The following is a 17,665-nucleotide window of genomic DNA, read 5'->3' as shown; positions in this document are numbered from 1 at the left end:
AAAATACGGTAGGATATGGTTTGCTAAGTCCTCGACCGACATCGACATTTTTCAAAAAATTTTGCTGAAGATAAAACCGCCCCTTTCCCCGGCATCACTAACAAGAGAAAGCCACCATCCGTTCTACGGATCAAAAGAGAGAAAGGAAGTCTGATTATGATGGTACGCAACTGGTGTGTGAAAGTAAGCGCCCTGGCTCTGGCCGGGGTCATGTCCCTGTCCGTCCTGCCCGCCCAGGCGGCGGAGTACGCCGATCTGGGTCAGGACCACTGGGCCTACGAGGAGATGACCCGAGCGGTGGAGCTGGGCATCCTTCAGGGGGTGGGAAACAACCAGCTGGCCCCTGCCCTCACCATGAGCTGGGGCCAGTTCCTGGCTCTGGTCACCCGGACCTTCGCCTCTGAGGACTACCAGAGTGCCCTGGACCAGGGGGCAGCCTGGGATGAGGCGGGCTATTTGGCGGCAGCATCCGCCGGCATTCTGCGGGAGGAAGACGCCCTGTCTGTCAGCCCCGAGCAACTGGGGGAGAGCATTACCCGGGAGGACGCGGCGGTGCTGCTCTATCGCGCCATGCCGGAGGAGATCCAGAAGAAATACGCCCATCCGGAAAATGAGGCCCTCTTCACCGACTTTGACCAGATGGATGAGGTCCATCAGGCGGCGGTATCCGCTCTGGCCGACACCCAGGTGTCCACCGGCAAGCCCGACGGCTCCTTTGGCCGAACCGATCCCATCCAGCGGTGCGACGGCACGGTGCTGCTGATGCGAACCCTGAATGTGGTGGACCGGGCCCGGACCGGCGAGATCGTCACCATCACGCTGCGCGGAGTGGACAGTGAGAGCGGTCAGGAGCTGTTCCGCCAGGAGTATACAACAGAGGTCGGTGCCTACCTATACGGCCTGCTGGAGGACGCCCCCCAATACTATGTCTTTGACGGATTTCAGGGGGGCGGCACCGTGACCTCCGCCTGCGCCAGCTACTGTGCCCAGTACCGGCCCATGACCCAGGCAGAGCGGGAGGAAGCCGACTTCTGGGACAAGGTGGACCAGGGACTGGCCAGCGCGGACGACTACTGGACCCAGCCCTTCTGGCTGTCCATGCAGGGCGAGAACGAAGCCAAGCACAACCTGCTCTTCGGCTCTACGGAAAAGCGCCGCTTTGACAGCCAGGCGGAGGCCCAGGCCGCTATGACCACCATTACGGTACCCATCTGGACGCTGTCCAACGGGGTGAAAAAGGCCTCTACCACCACCCTCCAGGTCCACGCCGCCATTGCCGACGATGTAAAGGCCATCTTTACCGAGATCTACAATGACCCGGAGCAGTTCCCCATCAACGGCACCAGCAGCTTCCGCTATGTGGAGGGTACCACCGGCGAGCACAACTGCGGCACCGCCATTGACCTGAACGCCAATGAGAACTACCAGATCCGGGACGGTCAGGTGCTGGTGGGCAGCTGCTGGGAGCCGGGGACCAACCCCTACTCCATCGCTCCGGACAGCTCGGTGGTCCGTATCTTCGAGGCCCACGGCTGGAGCTGGGGCGGCGACGCCTGGGCCGCCGACAGCGACGACGCCACCGGCTACCACGACTATATGCACTTCTCCTACATGGGCGGCTGAGCTGAAATAAAAAAGGACCCGCTGCTGTTGCAGCGGGTCCTTTTTTATTTCGGTCAAGCGGGCTCAGAAGCCTGTTACACAGGCTCAGCCACCACTTCAGCCTTGATGAGGTTGGTGGTACCGGACTTGCCCAGAGGCACGCCGGCGGTGATGACCACGGTCTCGCCGGGCTTCACGATGCCCTCCTTGCGGGCCACGTCCACGGCCATGGAGAACATCCGGTCGGTGGAATCCACCTCGCCGGACAGCAGGGGCTTCACGCCCCAGGAGATGGCCAGCTGACGGCGGGTAGACTCGTTCTGGCACAGAGCCACGATGGGGCAGGCGGGACGGAAACGGGAGATCACCTTGGCGGTGTAGCCGGACTTGGTGGCCGCCAGGATAGCGGTGGCGTTCAGGTCCATAGCGGTCAGGCAGCAGGAGTGGGTGATGGCGTCGTTGATGCCGCCGATCTCAGGCAGCAGGTTGCGCTCACGGAAACGGTTCCAGTAGCGGATGGAGTTCTCGGCGGAGGTGACCACGTCCACCATGGTCTGAAGAGCCTCCACGGGGTACTTGCCGGAGGCGGTCTCGCCGGACAGCATCACGCAGGAAGTGCCGTCAAACACGGCGTTGGCCACGTCGGACACCTCGGCACGGGTGGGACGGGGATTGCGGATCATGGAGTCCAGCATCTGGGTGGCGGTGATAACGGGCTTGCCCTGCCGGATGGTGGCCTTGATCATCTTCTTCTGGAGGATGGGCACCTCATGGGCGGGGATCTCCACGCCCAGGTCGCCGCGGGCCACCATGACGCCGTCAGCGGCCTCGAGGATGGACTCCAGGTTGTCCACGCCTTCCCGGTTCTCAATCTTGGCAATGATGCGGATGTTCTCGCCGCCCTCATGCTTGTTCAGCTCGGCGCGGATATCCTCCACGTCGCTGGCCTTCCGAACGAAGGAAGCGGCAATAAAGTCGAAGTCGTTCTCGGCAGCAAACTTCAGGTCATCCTTGTCCTTCTCGGTGAGGGAGGGGAGCATGATGCTCACATCGGGGATGTTGATGGACTTGTTATTGGACAGGGGGCCGCCGTTCTCCACGGTGCAGTGGATGTTGTGGCCTTCCACCTTCTCCACCAGCAGCTCGATCAGACCGTCATCCACCAGGATGCGGCAGCCGGGGCCCACTTCTTCATGCAGATTCAGATAAGTCACGGACACCTGCTTCTCGTTGCCCTCCACCTCATCGGTGCTCAGGACAAACTCCTGATCCTTCTCCAGGATCACAGGACCGTTCACAAAGGACTTGATGCGGATCTCAGGGCCCTTGGTATCCAGGATGGTGGCCACGGGGCGGCCCAGGGTGTCCCGGACGGACTTCAACATGGTCAGCCGGGCCAGCTGCTCGGCGTGGCTGCCGTGAGAGAAGTTGAAGCGGGCGGCGTCCATACCAGCCAGAATCAGCTGACGGATGGTCTCCTCATTGTCCACAGCGGGACCCAGGGTGCAGATGATTTTTGTCTTTCTCATTTCCTACCTCCATAGGTATGCAAATATGACTCTAAAAAAAATCCGGGACTATCATACACCAATCTTTCCGTTTTGCATAGAGGTAATTTTCATTTTAACCAACTTTCGGAGGTTTTTATCAGAAATATTTACAGTTGATACGCGCTAAGCATAAAAAAAGACTGTCCCTTCACTCAGGAACAGCCTTTTTTTCCACTATTTTGTGTTTGCTTACCATTTTAGCGGCACCTAAAGCTATACTAACTGGTTTCTCTTTCCGCGAGACAGCCGCAGGGCCGCCAGACAGAAGAGCACACCCAGGCAGCCCGAGGCAATGCAGGCCGCCAGCATCAGATTGACGCCCCCCAGATCCAGAGTCCAGCCGGCCAGCACGCCGCCCATCATACCGCCCAGACCATTGGAGGCCACCATCATCACGGTCTGCCCCCGCACCCGGTCGGCGGCGGGCACCGACTCGTTGACGAAGTACACCGAGGCCGGGGTAAACAGGCCGTAGCCCAGCACCTGAATGGGCTGAACCGCCAGTACACCCAGGCAGTTAAAGGTACACAGCAGCAGCACACCTTTCAGAGTGCCGAAGATCATACTCAGCATCAGCAGCTTTCCGCTGCCCAGCCGCCGCAGCAGCTTCTGGAAGAAGAAGGCGGTGGGCAGTTCGGAGGCTCCCATCAGGAAGAGGGCAATACCCAGGTCGGAGTCGGTGCCTCCCCGGCTGTTGACGATGTTCACCAGGAAGTTGGACAGAGGCATGATGCCGGTAAGGCCCAGGAACACCCCCACCAGCATCAGGGTAAAGCAGGGATTGCTCCGCAGCAGGGACAGAGCGGACTGGGGCTTGGGGCCCTCCTCCCCGGCCTGTCCACCCTTGCCCCGGTAAGCCGGGTAGGTGACCACCAGCAGGATCTCCAGCACCACCAGGGCCAGATGGGTGAGCAAGGTGCTCTCCATGCCCATCCGGCCCGCCTGAAAGCCCAGCACCACGCACACCACCGCGTAGGCCAGGGACCCGATGCCACGGCCCAGGCTGTAGCGGATGGGCATACCTTCATTGATAAACTGCACCGCCATGGCGTCCATTAGGGGATAGGAGGACACCTCCAGGCCGCCGATGACCACCCACACCAGGGTGGTCTCCCACAGGCCCATGCCGGGGGACAGCCAGTACCAGGCCCCCGCCGCCACCGAGATGAGCAGGGACAGGCCCACGATATACTTCAGGGGAATGCGGGGATGCCGGTCGGCAAAGCCTCCCAGCAGGGGCTGGAATACGATGCCCGCCAGACAGCGCACCGCCGTCATCAGTCCCGCCTCGCTGTTGGAGAAGCCCCGCTCCAGCAGCAGGGCGGTCTGGTAGGCCACAATGGCGGCAAACATAGCCCAGAAGCCCGCCTGCATGGCAATATAGTGATAGTCCAGCCGCCGCAGGGAGGGCCTGCGCTCACTCAGTTCCACTTGGTTCACTCCGTTCCTTCAAAAGCAAACATATTCTCCAGGCCGGTAGAGCTGGCGGCATACATGGTCATCACCAGATCGGGCTCCAGCGCCTCAAGGGTCTCCATCAGATCCCCCTGGTAGTAGCGCAGGTCGATGGTGGTCAGCTCCGAACAGGACAGGGCCAGGAAGGGGGCCAGAGCGCAGGAGAAGGACTCCCGCAGCAGCACGATCCTGGGTCCGTTGGGGTTGTTGTGGTTGGTCATGGTGGCCATGCCGTAGTCGCCGCCGGAGTAGTAGGTGTAGGGGTTGCCGTTGAACCAGTCCATCTGCTCCACCCGCTCGGGGAAGCACACCGACTGGTTGAAGGGGCCGGTGCGCTCAAAGCCGCCGTCGGTGCTGGCATAGGTAAGATTGGTCTCAAATTTGGGGGTATAGATGGTGAAATCGTCCACCCCGGCGTAGAGGGACCCCACCCGCTTGCCCTGGCTGCCCAGGAAGAAATCCTCCAGCACCGCGGTGGACCAGTTGGAGGGGTCGGTAAGATAGGACGGGGTGACGAACCCGTAGTTGTGGTCCAGCAGCTGGGCCAGGTTCTGCCAGGCAAAGAAGGCGGCCTCCGGCTTCCAGTGGTGGTCGGTATTGAAGAACCAGCCGGAATAGATACCATTGCTCTCAAAGAAGGGCCGCAGATCGAAATAGCTGGTGCCCGACTGATCCAGTTCCTCCAGGAAGGCATCGGCAGTGGAGTTTCCGTTCTCCGCCATGCCTACAGGCAGCAGGTCCTGCCCCCGCTGGATCTTCTGGGGCGCCATCACGAAGAGATAGGGAATGCCCTGTTCCTCCAGCGCCTGGGCCAGATCGGCCGTAGCGGCAGCGTTGGCCTCCACGCTCTCCGCAGGCTGGGCGGTGCTGTCCGGCTTGACGAAGTTCAGTGCTCCGGTGGACAGCTTGACCACGGTGTTTTCATCCACCGCATCCTCCACCATCCTGCGGCCGGTGATACGCTGGATGCCGCCGTAGAGCTGGATGAACAGATGGTCCCGGTCCAGATCCTGATTGACGGCGGTCTCCGCCTGGGCCAGGAAGGCAGTCACATCCTTGTCCTTGGCAAAGGTCTTGAGCAGGGCTTCAAAGCTGCCCTCCCGCCCCAAAAAAGAGGTGAGCAGCAGCACGAAGCCCCCCGCCATCAGCAGCAGGAACAGGCAGGCGGTTATGGTATTGCGTCGTTTCATTGGGCCGCTCCTTGTCAGAAATTGAAGTAGATGAAGGGATTATAGGTGCCCTTAATGATAAAGCTGGCCGACACCAGGAACACCCCGGCAATGAGCAGGGCGTAGCCAAGATCCAGCGCCACACAGTTGCGCTTGCCGACCCAGTCCCGCAGCCTGGGCGCCACCGGGGCCGCAAAGACCACGGCAGCCAGCAGGGGCAGCCAGCACTCCGTGAGATAGAGCACGGTCAGCCCGTCCCCCAGCCCGGCCCCGAAGCCGAACATGGCCTGGAAATACTGCAGGGCCGCGCCAATGCTGTCCGAACGAAAGAACACACAGGTGAGCAGAAAGACCGCCAGAGGGTAGAGCCACTGGAAGAACTTGGGCCATCCACGGCCCAGGCCGCCGTATTTCTCCAGCATGAGCATGGCAAAGTTGACCATGCCCCAGGCCAGATAGGTCCAGTTGGCTCCGTGCCAGATGCCGGTACACAGCCACACCATAAAGATGTTGCGGATCAGTTTGGCCTTGCTGTCCACCCGGCTGCCCCCAAGAGGGATATATACATAGTCCCGAAACCAGGTGGCCAGGGAGATGTGCCACCGCCGCCACAGGTCGGCCAGAGAGTTGGCGGCAAAGGGATAATTGAAGTTCTCCAGGAAGTGAAATCCAAACATCCTGCCCAGACCGATGGCCATGTCGGAATAGCCGGAGAAGTCGTTGTACAGCTGGAGGATGTAAGCCACCGCTCCCAGCCAGGCAAAGGAGGTGGTCAGTCCGTCTCCCGCCATACCGTAGGCCCGGTCGGCGATGATGGCCAGCTGATTGGACAGCAGCACCTTCTTGCCCAGGCCTACAACAAACCGGGCGCAGCCGGCGGAGAAGTCCTCCCAGCTCTCCTTCCGGTTGTCGATCTGGTCGGCCACCGTCTCATATTTGACGATGGGGCCGGCAATAAGCTGGGGAAAGAAAGAGATGTACAGTCCCACCTTCAGAGGGGAACGCTGCACCTTTCCCCGGTCCCGATGGACGTCCAGCACATAGCTGAGGGCCTGGAAGGTAAAGAAGGAAATGCCGATGGGCAGTTCGATTACCGGGATCACAAAGCTGGCCCCCAGGCCATTTAGAATACCCAGAGTAAACATCAGGTATTTAAATACAAACAGAATACCAAAGTTGATCAGCAGGGCCAGCAAAATGGGGACCCTGCAGGATCTTTCCCGCCGCTTGTTGTAATCTACCCACAGGCCGAAGAAGTAGTTAATCACAATGGAGCCTATCATCACCAGCACAAACCAGGGCTCGCCCCAGGCATAGAAGCCCAGGGAGACCAACAGCAGGAATACATTCTGTGCCTGCCGGAACCGGCGCAGGGGCACATAGTAGATGATGAGCACCAGGGGCAGGAACAGAAAAAGAAATACGGAACTGGAAAAGAGCACTCAGTTGCCTCCTTTAAGTCAGGTAGCGCCCCACCAGGGGGATCTTGGAGATGAGCCAGGCCACGGCGAAGGAACACAGGAATACCGCCGCCGTCAGGGCGGGCACCGCCAGCACCGGCGGAATGGCGAGAACGGTGATGTTCAGCCGGTCCAGCAGGATGAGGAAAAAGACATGGATCAGGTACACCCCAAAGGACACCTGCGCCACCGAACTCATCCGCTGGCGACGGGAGCGCTCCTCGCTGACGCCCAGTACATAACGGAAGAATACAAAGACAGCCACGCTCATCAGCGCGATATTGGGGCTGTCATAGTTGTAGAGGGTCTGGGCAAAGACGCCCCGCTGCTGGGACAGCCAGGCGGTACCGCCCACGGTGACCACCGCCCCCAGGATGCCCAGGATGTAGATGAGATACTCCGCCGCCCGGCTGAGGGTGTAGGTTTTCAGATAGTAACCCAGCACATAGTAACCCACATAGCCCAGCACCAGGTGGAGATTCAGGTTGTTCACCCACAGGCTCACCGTCTGACTGGGCCGCAGCCGCAGCAGGGTGGGCAGCAGGTTGGCAAACACAAAGCACAGCAGGAAGAACCAGTGGAAGTCCGCCCGGCTGGCCCCCCGCACAAAGGCGCGGAGAATGGGGGTGATGAGGTACAGGCCCACGATCATATACAAAAACCACAGGTGGAAGTGGGTCTTACCCTGGAGCACCTGCCACAGGGCAGCCTTGATGCTGGCCCAGCTCAGCCCCGCCGCCGACACCTGGGTCACCAGGGCATAGGCCGTCCCCCACACCGCCAGGGCCACCAGCATCCGCAGAATATGGCCGAAAAACAGCTTGGAGGGGGAGAGGCTGTGCTTGGGGTCCAGCAGGAACATCCCGGACAGCATGATAAAGACGGGCACACACCAGTGGGTCAGCCCGTCGTAGGCGTTGAGCACATGGAATTCCGCTGAGCCCACCGGCACGTTGCCCAGCTGGGAGCCTGCCAGGTGGACCACGATGACCGCCAGCATGGCCACAGCCCGCAGCAGATCGGCATAGGCCAGGCGGCCTCCCGTTACGGTCTTGCTCATGTCCTTATTCCTTTCCAGGAACGATCTCGATCCAGTAGCCGTCGGGATCTTCAATGAAATAGATGCCCATGGCCGGGTTTTCAAAGCACACGCAACCCATAGCCTTGTGGCGCTCCAGAAGCTCGTCAAAGCGGTCGGTGACAAAGGCCAGATGGAACTCCTGCTCCCCCAGGTCATAGGGCGACCTCCGGTCTCGCAGCCAGGTCAGCTCCAGCCGGAAGCCGGTCTCCCCGTCCCCCAGGTAGACCAGCTTGAAGGAGCCGTCCTCGGCATCCTTTTCCGCCACCGGCGCCAGCTCCAGAGCCTCACGGTAAAAGTCCAGGGACCGGTTCAGGTCCAGAACATTGAAATTAAAATGATCAAATCGCAGCATATGTTTTCTCCTTTGTATGGGTCCCTGGACTCAGTGGTCCTGGTTTGCCTTTTTGTCGATGAATTCGGGCCGCAGTTTACTATAAACGATTTTTTGCTCGCTGTACAGCCCATAATAGCCGGACAGCATATAGGACACCGCCAGACACACCGCGAACAGGCACAGGCTCTGGCCGGTAAACATCCCCAGGCTGTCCCCGGCAAAGAGCTCCAGAGAGAGCAGCAAGGAGGTGATGGGGCAGTTGGTAACGCCGCAGAATACACACACCATCCCCAGCCCCGCCCCGAAGGAGGGATGGAGCCCCAGGAAGGGGGCCACGGTGCAGCCGAAGGTGGCTCCGGTGAAGAACACCGGCACGATCTCGCCCCCCTTGAACCCCGCCCCCAGGGTGACGGTGGTAAAGAGCATTTTAAAGAAGAAGGCCTCCGGCCGGGCGTTTCCCCCGATGGCGGCATGGATGATAGCCTCTCCCGCTCCGTTGTAATCATAAGTACCGGGGTTCCAGATCCAGATCACATAGGTGAGGGCAATGACCAGCGCGCCTCCCACCGCCGCCCGCACCAGATGGTTGGGCAGAACTCTGTCATAGATTTTGGGGGCGGCGTGCATCAGCCGGCAGAAGAAAATGGACAGCAGGGCAAAGAGGATGCCCATACCGATGACCTGCAGCAGGGTGACGGCGCTCAGGTTGGGGATGCCCTCCAGGGTAAAGGCGGTGGGAGGCACACCGAAATGCTGGGCCATCCACAGGCCGATGATGGAGGAGAGAACACAGGGCACGATGGCGGCATAATAGAGCACCCCCACACTGGTGACCTCCATAGAAAACATGGCGGCAGTCAGAGGGGTGCCGAAGAGGGCGGAAAAAGCCGCCGACATTCCGCACATGGTGATGATACGGCTGTCCTTGTCGTCCAGGCGCATCCACCGGCCTACTTTGGAGGAGATAGATCCGCCAATCTGGAGGATGGCTCCCTCCCGGCCGGAGGAACCACCCACCAAATGGGTGATAACGGTGGACACAAAGACCAGGGGGGCGGTACGCAGCCGGAGGGGCTGGTTTTCCCGCACCGCCGCCAGCACGAAGTTGGTGCCCCGGTCCCCCTCCATGCCGCACACCCGGTAGAGCAGCACAATCGCCAGACCGCCCACCGGCAGCAGCCAGATCAGCCAGGGATTGGCATGGCGCAGGTCTGTGACCGAGGAAAAGGCATAGTAAAAGGCGGTGGCCACCCCGCCGCACAGCAGGCCGCTGATCCCCGCGAAGATCAGCCATTTTACAAAGGCGGCCGGATGCTCCAGCCAGGCCGGTACCTTCTTTGTCTCCATCTCTTTCACACTCCATCGGTCCCCGGCACAGGGGGCCTTGCTCTTTCTGGGGCTGAGGAACTATCCTATCCCCAGGTACGACACACGTGATTATTATAACATGGATACCAACTTTTTTCCGCAATCTTATGGATTTTTTTCAGAGGTGTGTTATACTGGTTCCATGATCAATATATTTAAGGAGGAATTTATTTTGTCATCCATATGGCCTCAACTACTTCTTCAGGTCATACTCATTGCCATCAACGCCTACTTTGCTGCCACTGAGATCGCAGTAATCTCATTAAACGAGGCACTTATCCGCAAGCAGGCCGAAGGCGGCGACCGCAAGGCAGCCAAGCTGCTCCGGATCGTAGAGATGCCCACCGGCTTTCTCTCCACCATCCAGATCGGCATCACCCTGGCCGGTTTCCTGGGGTCTGCCTTTGCCGCCGACAATCTGGCCGGACCCCTTACCCAGTGGGCGGTATCCACGTTCGCGCTGACCGGGCCTGTGGTGGCCACGGTTCGTACCCTGTCTGTGATCGTGGTCACTGTGATCCTCTCCTTCTTTACTCTGGTCTTTGGCGAACTGGTACCCAAGCGGGTGGCCATGAAAAAGAGCGAAGCGGTGGCCCGTTTTTCCTGCGGTGTGGTCAGTCTGCTGGCCACCGTCATGCGCCCGCTGATCTGGCTGCTTACCATCTCCACCAACGCCGTCCTGTGGCTCTTCCGCATCAATCCCAATGATGAGGATAAGGAGGTATCCGAGGAGGGGCTGCGTATACTTATCGACCTGAGTGAGGAGAAGGGTGCTATTGAGACCGAAGAGAAGGAAATGATCGAAAATATTTTCGAGTTTAACAATATGACCGCCGCCGACGTGATGGTCCACCGCACCGACATGGTCATGCTGCGGGCGGAGGATACCCCGGAGAAGATCGAAAAGACCATTGAGGAATCCGGCCTGTCCCGCTTCCCCGTCTACGAGGAGGACGCCGACGACATCATCGGCATCCTCTCCACCCGGGAGTGGCTCATCAACGCCCGCAAGCCCCAGCCCAAGCCTCTGCGGGAGCTGCTCCGCCGCCCCTACTTCGTGCCCCAGTCGGTGCGTACCGACCTGCTGTTCCGGGATATGCAGAGCAAAAAGGTCCACCTGTCCATTGTGGTGGACGAGTACGGCGGCACCGCCGGACTGGTCACCATGGAGGACCTGCTGGAGGAAATCGTGGGCAACATCTACGACGAATTCGATCCTCAGGAGGACCTGGAGATCATCCCCCTGGGGGAGGACCGCTGGCGGGTGGCCGGCTCCGCCGAGCTGGAAGAGCTCTTCGACGCTCTGGGCATGGAAATGCCGGAAGAGGAGGAATCGGAAACTCTGGGCGGGCTGGTGTACGCCCAGCTCTCCGTCATTCCCGAGGACGGCAGCCACCCTGAGGTGAACATCTACGGCCTGCACATCCGGGTGGAGGAGCTGTCAGAACGCCGGGTAGAGTGGGCCACCGTGACCAAACTCTCTCCCCCGCCGGAGGAGGAAGAGGAACACACCGGCCACAAAAAAGAATCCTGAAATTCAGGCGTGCCGCTGATTTGGGCGGCACGCCTGAATTATTGTTGCTGTTTTGCGCTATCCTTTTGTTAATTCCACAAAAAATTTCCTTTTTTATTTAGTAAGGATGTCTCTTGAACTCCGCCGTCTATGGTGATAAACTATTTTTAGTACTAAAAAATAGTTTTTTGGAGGCGTGTGCAATGTCTCATTCCGGTCTGCTCCGGCGCTATCTGATCTTTCTGGCAGGCGTCCTGTGCTCGGCCCTTGGCATCTCTCTGATCACCCTGGCCGGAATGGGCACCTCTGCGGTATCCAGCCTGGCCTATGTACTCACCTATGTGTTCCCCGGCATTTCTCTGGGTACCTTCACCTTTGTGGTGAACTGCGTCATGCTGGGCGGCCAGATCCTCATTCTTCGTAAAAAGTTCCGGCCCATCCAGCTGCTCCAGGTTCCCTTTACTTTCCTCTTCTCCTGCTGCATCGACCTGTGGATGGGGCTGCTGGGCGGTCTGGTGCCCCAGTCCTACGCCAGCCACTGGGTGATACTGCTGATGGGCTGCGCCTGTCTGGGACTGGGTGTGGCCCTGGAGGTCATCCCCAACGTACTCATCCTCCCCTGCGAGGGTTTCGTCCGGGTGTGCAGCCAGGAATTCCACTGGGACTTCGGCAAAACCAAGACCGGCTTCGACCTGACCATGGTGGCCGCCGCCACCCTGCTGTCCCTGCTGGATCTGGGGGCTGTGTACGGCCTGCGGGAGGGCACCGTAGTGTGCGCCCTGACGGTGGGCTACATCTCCCGGTTCTTCTGTAAGCGGCTGGCCTTCCTGGTAAAGAAGCCGGAGGAAAACCATCTGCCCGACACCGGCGTCTCTGCTGCATAACAAATTAAAAAACAGCTGCAAGCCAATGGCTTGCAGCTGTTTTTTTGTTCCGCTTATTTCAGCCGGTTCAGAATCACCTGGGCCGCCTTCACGCCGGAGGCGCCTGCCTGAGCCAGGCCGCGGGTGACGCCCGCGCCGTCGCCTACGGCAAAGAAGCCGGGCAGAGAGGTCTCCAGCTCGCCGGACAGGGCCAGCCGGGCGGAGTAGAACTTCACCTCAGCGCCATAGAGCAGGGTGTCATAGTTTGCAGTACCGGGGGCAATCTTATCCAGCTGGTAGATCATCTCGATGATATCGTCCAGCTGCCGCTTGGGCAGGGCCAGGGACAGATCGCCGGGGACAGCAGCGGTGAGGGTGGGCCGGACAAAGGACTTGCTCATCCGGTGCTCATTGGTGCGGATGCCGCTGACCAGATCGCCGAAGCGCTGGACCAGCACGCCGCCGGCCAGCATATTGGACAGGGAGGCAATGTGTTTGCCGTAGCGGTAGGGCTCGTTGAAGGGCTGGGTGAACCGGTTGGACACCAGCAGGGCGAAGTTGGTGTTCTCGCTCTGGAGGGCGGGGTCGGAATAGGAATGGCCGTTGACGGTGTTGATGCCCTCCACGCTCTCGGCCACCACATGGCCGTAGGGATTCATGCAGAAGGTACGCACCTGATCGCCATACTGCTTGGTGCGGTAGACCAGCTTGGACTCGTACACCACGTCGGTGATGTGCTCAAAGACCTTGGCGGGCAGCTCCACCCGCACGCCGATGTCCACCTGGTTGTTGATGAGCTGGATGCCCAGGTCCTTGCACTGGTTGGAGAACCACTCGGCACCGGAGCGGCCGGGACCGGCAATGAGCCAGGTGCAGTCGATCTCGTCGCCCTTCTCGGTGATGAGGCGGTAGCCCTCCCCCTTCAGATCCATGATCTTGGTGACAGCGGTGTTGAAATGGAACTCCACACCCTTGCGGCACTCCTCATAGATGCTCTGCAGGATCTTCAGGTTGTTCTCGGTGCCCAGGTGCTTACACCGGGCCTGGAGCAGGTGGAGGTCGTGCTCCAGGGCCCGCTTCTCCAGGGCACGGGCCGCCGGGGTATCGGTGGAGAACACTTTGTCGGTGGCTCCGTGCTTCATGTTGATGGAGTCCACATAGTCGATGAGGCTCATGACCTCTTCCTTGGGCATGAAGTCGGTGAGCCAGCCGCCGAACGCGGTGGTGAAGTTATATTTGCCGTCGGAAAAGGCGCCGGCGCCGCCAAAACCGCACATGGTGCCGCACACCTTGCAGTGGACGCACTCCTTCACCTTGCCCGCCACAATGGGGCAGCTGCGGGTATAGATATCGGCCCCCTGATCCAGGGCCACCACCTTGAGGCCGGGGTTGCGGTGCATCAGCTCGTACCCGGCGAAAATACCGGCTTCGCCGCAGCCCAGAATGGCAACGTCATACCGTGTGTTCATGTGCGATCTCTCACTTTACGTCATATTTGGAAGGGGTGTAACCCACCTTTCCAATTTGATATTATACCAAAAGGTCTTATTTTTGACAACGCCGTTGACCCATCCAGGCTGAAAAATTTTTAGGCAGCCCATCAAATTTTTCCCTACAGTTCGGAAACGCCTTGACAAATAAAGTTTACTGTTGTAATCTTTATTCAGGCTACAATAGTAAACTTTTAAGGAGGCTGCTATGTGTATTGGTGCTGAAAAGATCCAGGATGCCGAGCTGGAGGTTATGAAGGCCCTGTGGAGCCTGCCCCAGCCGGCGCCGCTGTCGGAGCTGCGCCGCATTCTGTCCGCCCGGTGCGGCTGGGAGGACTCCACCGTCAAGACCCTGCTGCGCCGTCTGTGCGAAAAGGGGGCCGTTCAGCTGGAGCGCCGGGGAATGTACCGGGCGGTCATCACCCAGGCCCAATATGGCCGCTGGTCCGCCCGCCACCTGGTGGACCAGGTGTTCAACGGCAGTGCCAAAAAGCTGGTGGCCTCCCTGCTGTCCGACGGCCAGCTGAGCCAAGCAGAGATCGCCGAGCTGTCCGCCCTGTTCCATCAGGAGGAATCCACATGAAAGAGGTACTGCTTACCCTGCTCTCCCTCACCCTGTCCGGTTCCCTGCTGTGTGTGCTTGTACTGCTACTGCGCCCCGTGACGGGAAACAGGGTGCCCAGGGCCGTCTCCTATTATCTCTGGCTGGCGGTGCTGCTCCGCTTTCTGATCCCCTTCGGCTACGGCATCACCCTGCCCCAGCTCCCTCAGCCTACCCAGGAGATGGTCCAGCAGGAAACCATCCTTCCCGAACGGCAGGACCAGACGGACACACAGACCGCTCCCATTACTCCGCCGTCGGAGCCGGTCACGGTGGAGCAACCGGAGATAACCCAGCCCTCCGCCCCGGCAATTTCCCTCCCCGGCGTGCTGGTTTTCCTGTGGCTGGCGGTTGGGGCTGGTTTCTTCTTCTGGCATATCGCCGCTTATGCCCGCTTTTCCCGCCGGGTCCGTACCTCTCTCGCCCCGCCAACGGCGGAGGCCCTGGCCCTGTTTGAAGAGCTGGGCCACGGCAGCCGGGTGAGGCTGGCCCAAAGCGGCCAGGTGGACGCCCCCATGCTGCTGGGGGTCTTTCGGCCAGTGATCGTCCTGCCCCAGGGCGGGCCGTCCCTTCCTCCTCAGGCTCTGGCCGCCGCCCTCCGCCATGAGCTCACCCATGCCCGGCGGTGGGACATCTGCTACAAGTGGCTGGTAGTGCTGGTGGCCAGCCTCCACTGGTTCAATCCCCTGGTCCACTGGATGGGGCGGCGCATCGCACTGGACTGCGAGCTGTCCTGCGATGAGGCGGTACTCCGCGCCCTGGAGCCGGAGCAGCGGATGGCCTACGGGGATATGCTGTTGCTGCTGGCCGCCCGGCCCGGAAGACCCTCCCCCTGGATGGCCGCCCCCCTCTGTCAGAAGGGGAAGCGGCTGAAAGCCCGCCTCCTGGGGATCAAAGGGTACCGCAGGCCCGGCAAGGCCGCAATCTGCCTCACTCTGGTTCTGGGGCTGGCGGTGGCCTGCTGCGCCTGCACAGTAGTCGATATGAATCCTCAGCCCAGGGCTGCTGCCGGGGAATCCGACCCGTATCAGCCCCTTCTGATTGAGTATGAGCTGGCCTTTCTCCAACAGCAGCCTGACGCTTATCCCGATCTGGTATCCGCTGTCATCGCCCCCTACTGGGGGCAGGACCATCAGCTGGGCTATGTCCGCCGGGACCTGGACGGAGACAGCTCGGAGGAGCTGCTGCTGGGCTGGGTGGGCAACGAGTTCTGGAATCTGGATCAGGGCTATGTCTTTGCCATCTACACCCTGGTGGACGGCCAGCCCGTCCTGGCGGTGGAGGGCTGGGAACGGAGTCTCTATGTAGTGAGCGAGGACAATATCCTCTGCCACTGCGGCTCCAGCGGCGCGGGGCGGACCGAGTGGAAGCAATACCGGTTCGACCCGTCGGCGGAGGGCTTTTTGGTGACCCTGGATCAGGTGTCCCAGCCGGAGGACGGCGAAGGGGCCATTGCCATTGGGGAAGGCTGGATGGAATCCGGCGTCTCCCTCCCCTACATCCCCTTTGCAGGCAGCGGGGTGCGTGCCTATCAGGACGTTCTGCTGGGACAGGCACCTTTCCTCTGTGTGGACGGCTCCGGCCAGGAAGTTCCCACCCTTCTCCCCGACATCCCACTTGCCTTCAGTCCCTACAGCTCCTATGCCTCTGTAACGGAGTTTGCCATTCTGGACCTTGACGGTGACGGAAGCCAGGAGGTAGTCCTCCGGGTCACCGACGTGGCCAATGACATGGGCGGCTACGTGGTCTTACGCCAGGAGGGGGACGAGATCATGGGCTATCCCAGCCACTGGCGCACCTTCTGGTATCTGAAAACCGACGGTACGTTTACTTACTCTTATACCGCCGGCACGGAGGACGGCATTGCTTCCGCCCGCTTCGGGGAAGACGGCCTTACCCTAGAAAAGCACATCCGCTGTGAGATGGAGGCTTGGGAGCCCAAAGCCTTTGAAGTGGATGGCCGGCCCGTCTCCCAGACCGAGTATGAGGCCGCCTGTTCGGCCCAGGACCAAAAAGCGGACGCGGTATGGTATGAGCTGAACGAGACCAACATCCAACAACTGACGGCATAGAAATACGCCTGGACAACCCTTTCAGGGTTGTCCAGGCGTATACTGTTCCACCTCCACGCCGGTATAGTACCACTTCAAAATTTCCTCATAGCTTTCGCCCTCCTGGGCCAGGGCGTTGGCCCCGTACTGGCTCATGCCCACCCCGTGTCCGTAGCCGGTGACGGAAAAGGTCACCCCGTCCGCCCCGGCGGAGACGGTGAAGCTGGTGGACCGCAGGGAGAACAGGGTACGCAGGTCCTGTCCGCTGATGGTGACGCCCCCCACGTCCATGCTGCTCACGCCTCCGGCGGAGTTGGACACGGTGTTGGAAAACCACCCGGAGGGGTCCCCCGACAGGTCCGCCCCGGGGTACTTGGCCAGAATGGCGGTCTTGAACTCCTCCGCCGTCAGGGTGACGGTGGAGTGGTAGTTGGGTACCTCCTCCCCCTCGGGGCTGTCCACTCCGGTGAGGTAGGGTACGGAATTGCCCCACACCTCCACCGCGTCCACCGTCCGCCCATCGGCGGAGGAGAAAAAGACGGCCTGGATGGGCTTGCCCTCATAGAGTACCGCCACCCCGTCGGTGTCCGCCACGGCGGCGGCAATCTTGTCGGTGTACATCTGGGCGTTGGTTCCCCAGCTGGCGGCGGCATCCTCCCGGGTGCGGTAGGCCTGGCAGCAGTTCACGTCGGTACACAGGTCGGCCTCCGGGTGACCGGAGGTCTCCCGCTCCATTTTGGAATAGGTATAAGTGCGGGCGGCCACCGCCTGGGCCTTCAGGGCTTCGCTTTCAAAGGCGGCAGGCATCTCGGCGGCCACCACCCCCCACAGGTAGTCGTCCAGGGCCATGGTTTCCACCGTGCCGTCGGACCGCTTTACCGTTACCTGCTGGGCGCTGTCCAGGGCCGGCTCCGGCGTGACCACCGTGCGGTCAATGGGCAGACTGCCGCTCTCCACCGGCAGAGCCCCCTCCCCCTGGGGCACCAGCAGCAGCGGCAGCAGGAAAAGGGCCAGCAGCAGGGCCAGGGCAACCGCCGCCACCTGTCTCATTGGAAACACCATCCTCTCATTTTGCAAGTTATTATTCATTCCATTTCAATTTTTACTTCGTCTACTTTCCATATTGAC

Annotated in this window: 14 protein-coding genes; 5 read left to right on the top strand and 9 right to left on the bottom strand. The window is 60.5% G+C overall.

What is annotated here, in order from left to right; translation table 11 throughout:
* Positions 1 to 156: 156 nt before the first annotated feature.
* Complete coding sequence (locus B5G40_RS13915) at positions 157 to 1,623, top strand: M15 family metallopeptidase (RefSeq protein WP_242959446.1); 1,467 nt, start codon at positions 157 to 159, stop codon at positions 1,621 to 1,623.
* 74 nt (positions 1,624 to 1,697) lie between these two features.
* Here the strand turns inward: B5G40_RS13915 and pyk are convergent, their stop codons facing one another.
* The 7 genes from pyk to B5G40_RS13880 form a co-directional block, all read right to left on the bottom strand.
* On the bottom strand, positions 1,698 to 3,131 hold the full coding sequence (gene pyk, locus B5G40_RS13910) for a pyruvate kinase (RefSeq protein ID WP_087189011.1): 1,434 nt from the start codon (positions 3,129 to 3,131) through the stop codon (positions 1,698 to 1,700).
* Positions 3,132 to 3,365: 234 nt separating this feature from the next.
* Positions 3,366 to 4,583, bottom strand: coding sequence for an MFS transporter (locus tag B5G40_RS13905; RefSeq protein WP_242959445.1), 1,218 nt, complete (start codon positions 4,581 to 4,583; stop codon positions 3,366 to 3,368).
* 5 nt (positions 4,584 to 4,588) lie between these two features.
* A complete protein-coding gene (locus B5G40_RS13900) occupies positions 4,589 to 5,797 on the bottom strand; it encodes a DHHW family protein (protein ID WP_087400123.1) in 1,209 nt (402 codons plus the stop codon).
* A gap of 14 nt (positions 5,798 to 5,811) precedes the next feature.
* Positions 5,812 to 7,218, bottom strand: a complete 1,407-nt coding sequence (locus B5G40_RS13895) for an MBOAT family O-acyltransferase (RefSeq protein WP_087400121.1) — start codon at positions 7,216 to 7,218, stop codon at positions 5,812 to 5,814.
* 13 nt (positions 7,219 to 7,231) lie between these two features.
* Complete coding sequence (locus B5G40_RS13890; protein ID WP_087400119.1) at positions 7,232 to 8,296, bottom strand: acyltransferase; 1,065 nt, start codon at positions 8,294 to 8,296, stop codon at positions 7,232 to 7,234.
* Positions 8,297 to 8,300: 4 nt separating this feature from the next.
* The gene (locus tag B5G40_RS13885) at positions 8,301 to 8,669 is read right to left on the bottom strand and encodes a VOC family protein (RefSeq protein ID WP_087329104.1); all 369 of its coding nucleotides are present in this window, start codon (positions 8,667 to 8,669) and stop codon (positions 8,301 to 8,303) included.
* Positions 8,670 to 8,699: 30 nt separating this feature from the next.
* On the bottom strand, positions 8,700 to 9,998 hold the full coding sequence (locus tag B5G40_RS13880) for a chloride channel protein (protein WP_087400117.1): 1,299 nt from the start codon (positions 9,996 to 9,998) through the stop codon (positions 8,700 to 8,702).
* Between the two features lie 193 nt (positions 9,999 to 10,191).
* Between B5G40_RS13880 and B5G40_RS13875 the strand changes: the two genes are divergently transcribed.
* Positions 10,192 to 11,553, top strand: coding sequence for a hemolysin family protein (locus B5G40_RS13875; RefSeq protein WP_242959444.1), 1,362 nt, complete (start codon positions 10,192 to 10,194; stop codon positions 11,551 to 11,553).
* Between the two features lie 182 nt (positions 11,554 to 11,735).
* A complete protein-coding gene (locus B5G40_RS13870; protein ID WP_087400113.1) occupies positions 11,736 to 12,416 on the top strand; it encodes a YczE/YyaS/YitT family protein in 681 nt (226 codons plus the stop codon).
* A 53-nt stretch (positions 12,417 to 12,469) separates the two neighbouring features.
* On the opposite strand, the gene B5G40_RS13865 is transcribed toward B5G40_RS13870, so the two are convergent.
* Complete coding sequence (locus B5G40_RS13865; RefSeq protein ID WP_087268971.1) at positions 12,470 to 13,864, bottom strand: NAD(P)/FAD-dependent oxidoreductase; 1,395 nt, start codon at positions 13,862 to 13,864, stop codon at positions 12,470 to 12,472.
* A gap of 229 nt (positions 13,865 to 14,093) precedes the next feature.
* On the opposite strand from B5G40_RS13865, the gene B5G40_RS13860 reads away from it, so the two are divergent.
* A complete protein-coding gene (locus B5G40_RS13860; protein ID WP_087189002.1) occupies positions 14,094 to 14,468 on the top strand; it encodes a BlaI/MecI/CopY family transcriptional regulator in 375 nt (124 codons plus the stop codon).
* A complete protein-coding gene (locus tag B5G40_RS13855; protein WP_087400111.1) occupies positions 14,465 to 16,558 on the top strand; it encodes a M56 family metallopeptidase in 2,094 nt (697 codons plus the stop codon). The genes B5G40_RS13860 and B5G40_RS13855 overlap by 4 nt, the downstream gene beginning before the upstream one ends.
* A gap of 21 nt (positions 16,559 to 16,579) precedes the next feature.
* On the opposite strand, the gene spoIID is transcribed toward B5G40_RS13855, so the two are convergent.
* Positions 16,580 to 17,587, bottom strand: a complete 1,008-nt coding sequence (gene spoIID / locus B5G40_RS13850) for a stage II sporulation protein D (protein WP_087400109.1) — start codon at positions 17,585 to 17,587, stop codon at positions 16,580 to 16,582.
* Between the last annotated feature and the right edge of the window lie 78 nt (positions 17,588 to 17,665).

Source organism: Flavonifractor sp. An9 (assembly GCF_002161245.1).
GTDB classification, from domain to species: domain Bacteria; phylum Bacillota; class Clostridia; order Oscillospirales; family Oscillospiraceae; genus Flavonifractor; species Flavonifractor avicola.
Note: the sequence above shows the minus strand (reverse complement) of the source record. Positions and strands in the feature narration are given on the sequence as shown.

Excerpts from the sequence above, each read along its gene's own strand:
- B5G40_RS13915 (WP_242959446.1), top strand. The coding sequence starts at position 157 with ATGATGGTACGCAACTGGTGTGTGAAAGTAAGCGCCCTGGCTCTGGCC.
- pyk (WP_087189011.1), bottom strand. The coding sequence starts at position 3,131 with ATGAGAAAGACAAAAATCATCTGCACCCTGGGTCCCGCTGTGGACAAT.
- B5G40_RS13900 (WP_087400123.1), bottom strand. The coding sequence starts at position 5,797 with ATGAAACGACGCAATACCATAACCGCCTGCCTGTTCCTGCTGCTGATG.
- B5G40_RS13890 (WP_087400119.1), bottom strand. The coding sequence starts at position 8,296 with ATGAGCAAGACCGTAACGGGAGGCCGCCTGGCCTATGCCGATCTGCTG.
- B5G40_RS13885 (WP_087329104.1), bottom strand. The coding sequence starts at position 8,669 with ATGCTGCGATTTGATCATTTTAATTTCAATGTTCTGGACCTGAACCGG.
- B5G40_RS13880 (WP_087400117.1), bottom strand. The coding sequence starts at position 9,998 with ATGGAGACAAAGAAGGTACCGGCCTGGCTGGAGCATCCGGCCGCCTTT.
- B5G40_RS13870 (WP_087400113.1), top strand. The coding sequence starts at position 11,736 with ATGTCTCATTCCGGTCTGCTCCGGCGCTATCTGATCTTTCTGGCAGGC.
- B5G40_RS13865 (WP_087268971.1), bottom strand. The coding sequence starts at position 13,864 with ATGAACACACGGTATGACGTTGCCATTCTGGGCTGCGGCGAAGCCGGT.
- B5G40_RS13860 (WP_087189002.1), top strand. The coding sequence starts at position 14,094 with ATGTGTATTGGTGCTGAAAAGATCCAGGATGCCGAGCTGGAGGTTATG.
- B5G40_RS13855 (WP_087400111.1), top strand. The coding sequence starts at position 14,465 with ATGAAAGAGGTACTGCTTACCCTGCTCTCCCTCACCCTGTCCGGTTCC.
- spoIID (WP_087400109.1), bottom strand. The coding sequence starts at position 17,587 with ATGAGACAGGTGGCGGCGGTTGCCCTGGCCCTGCTGCTGGCCCTTTTC.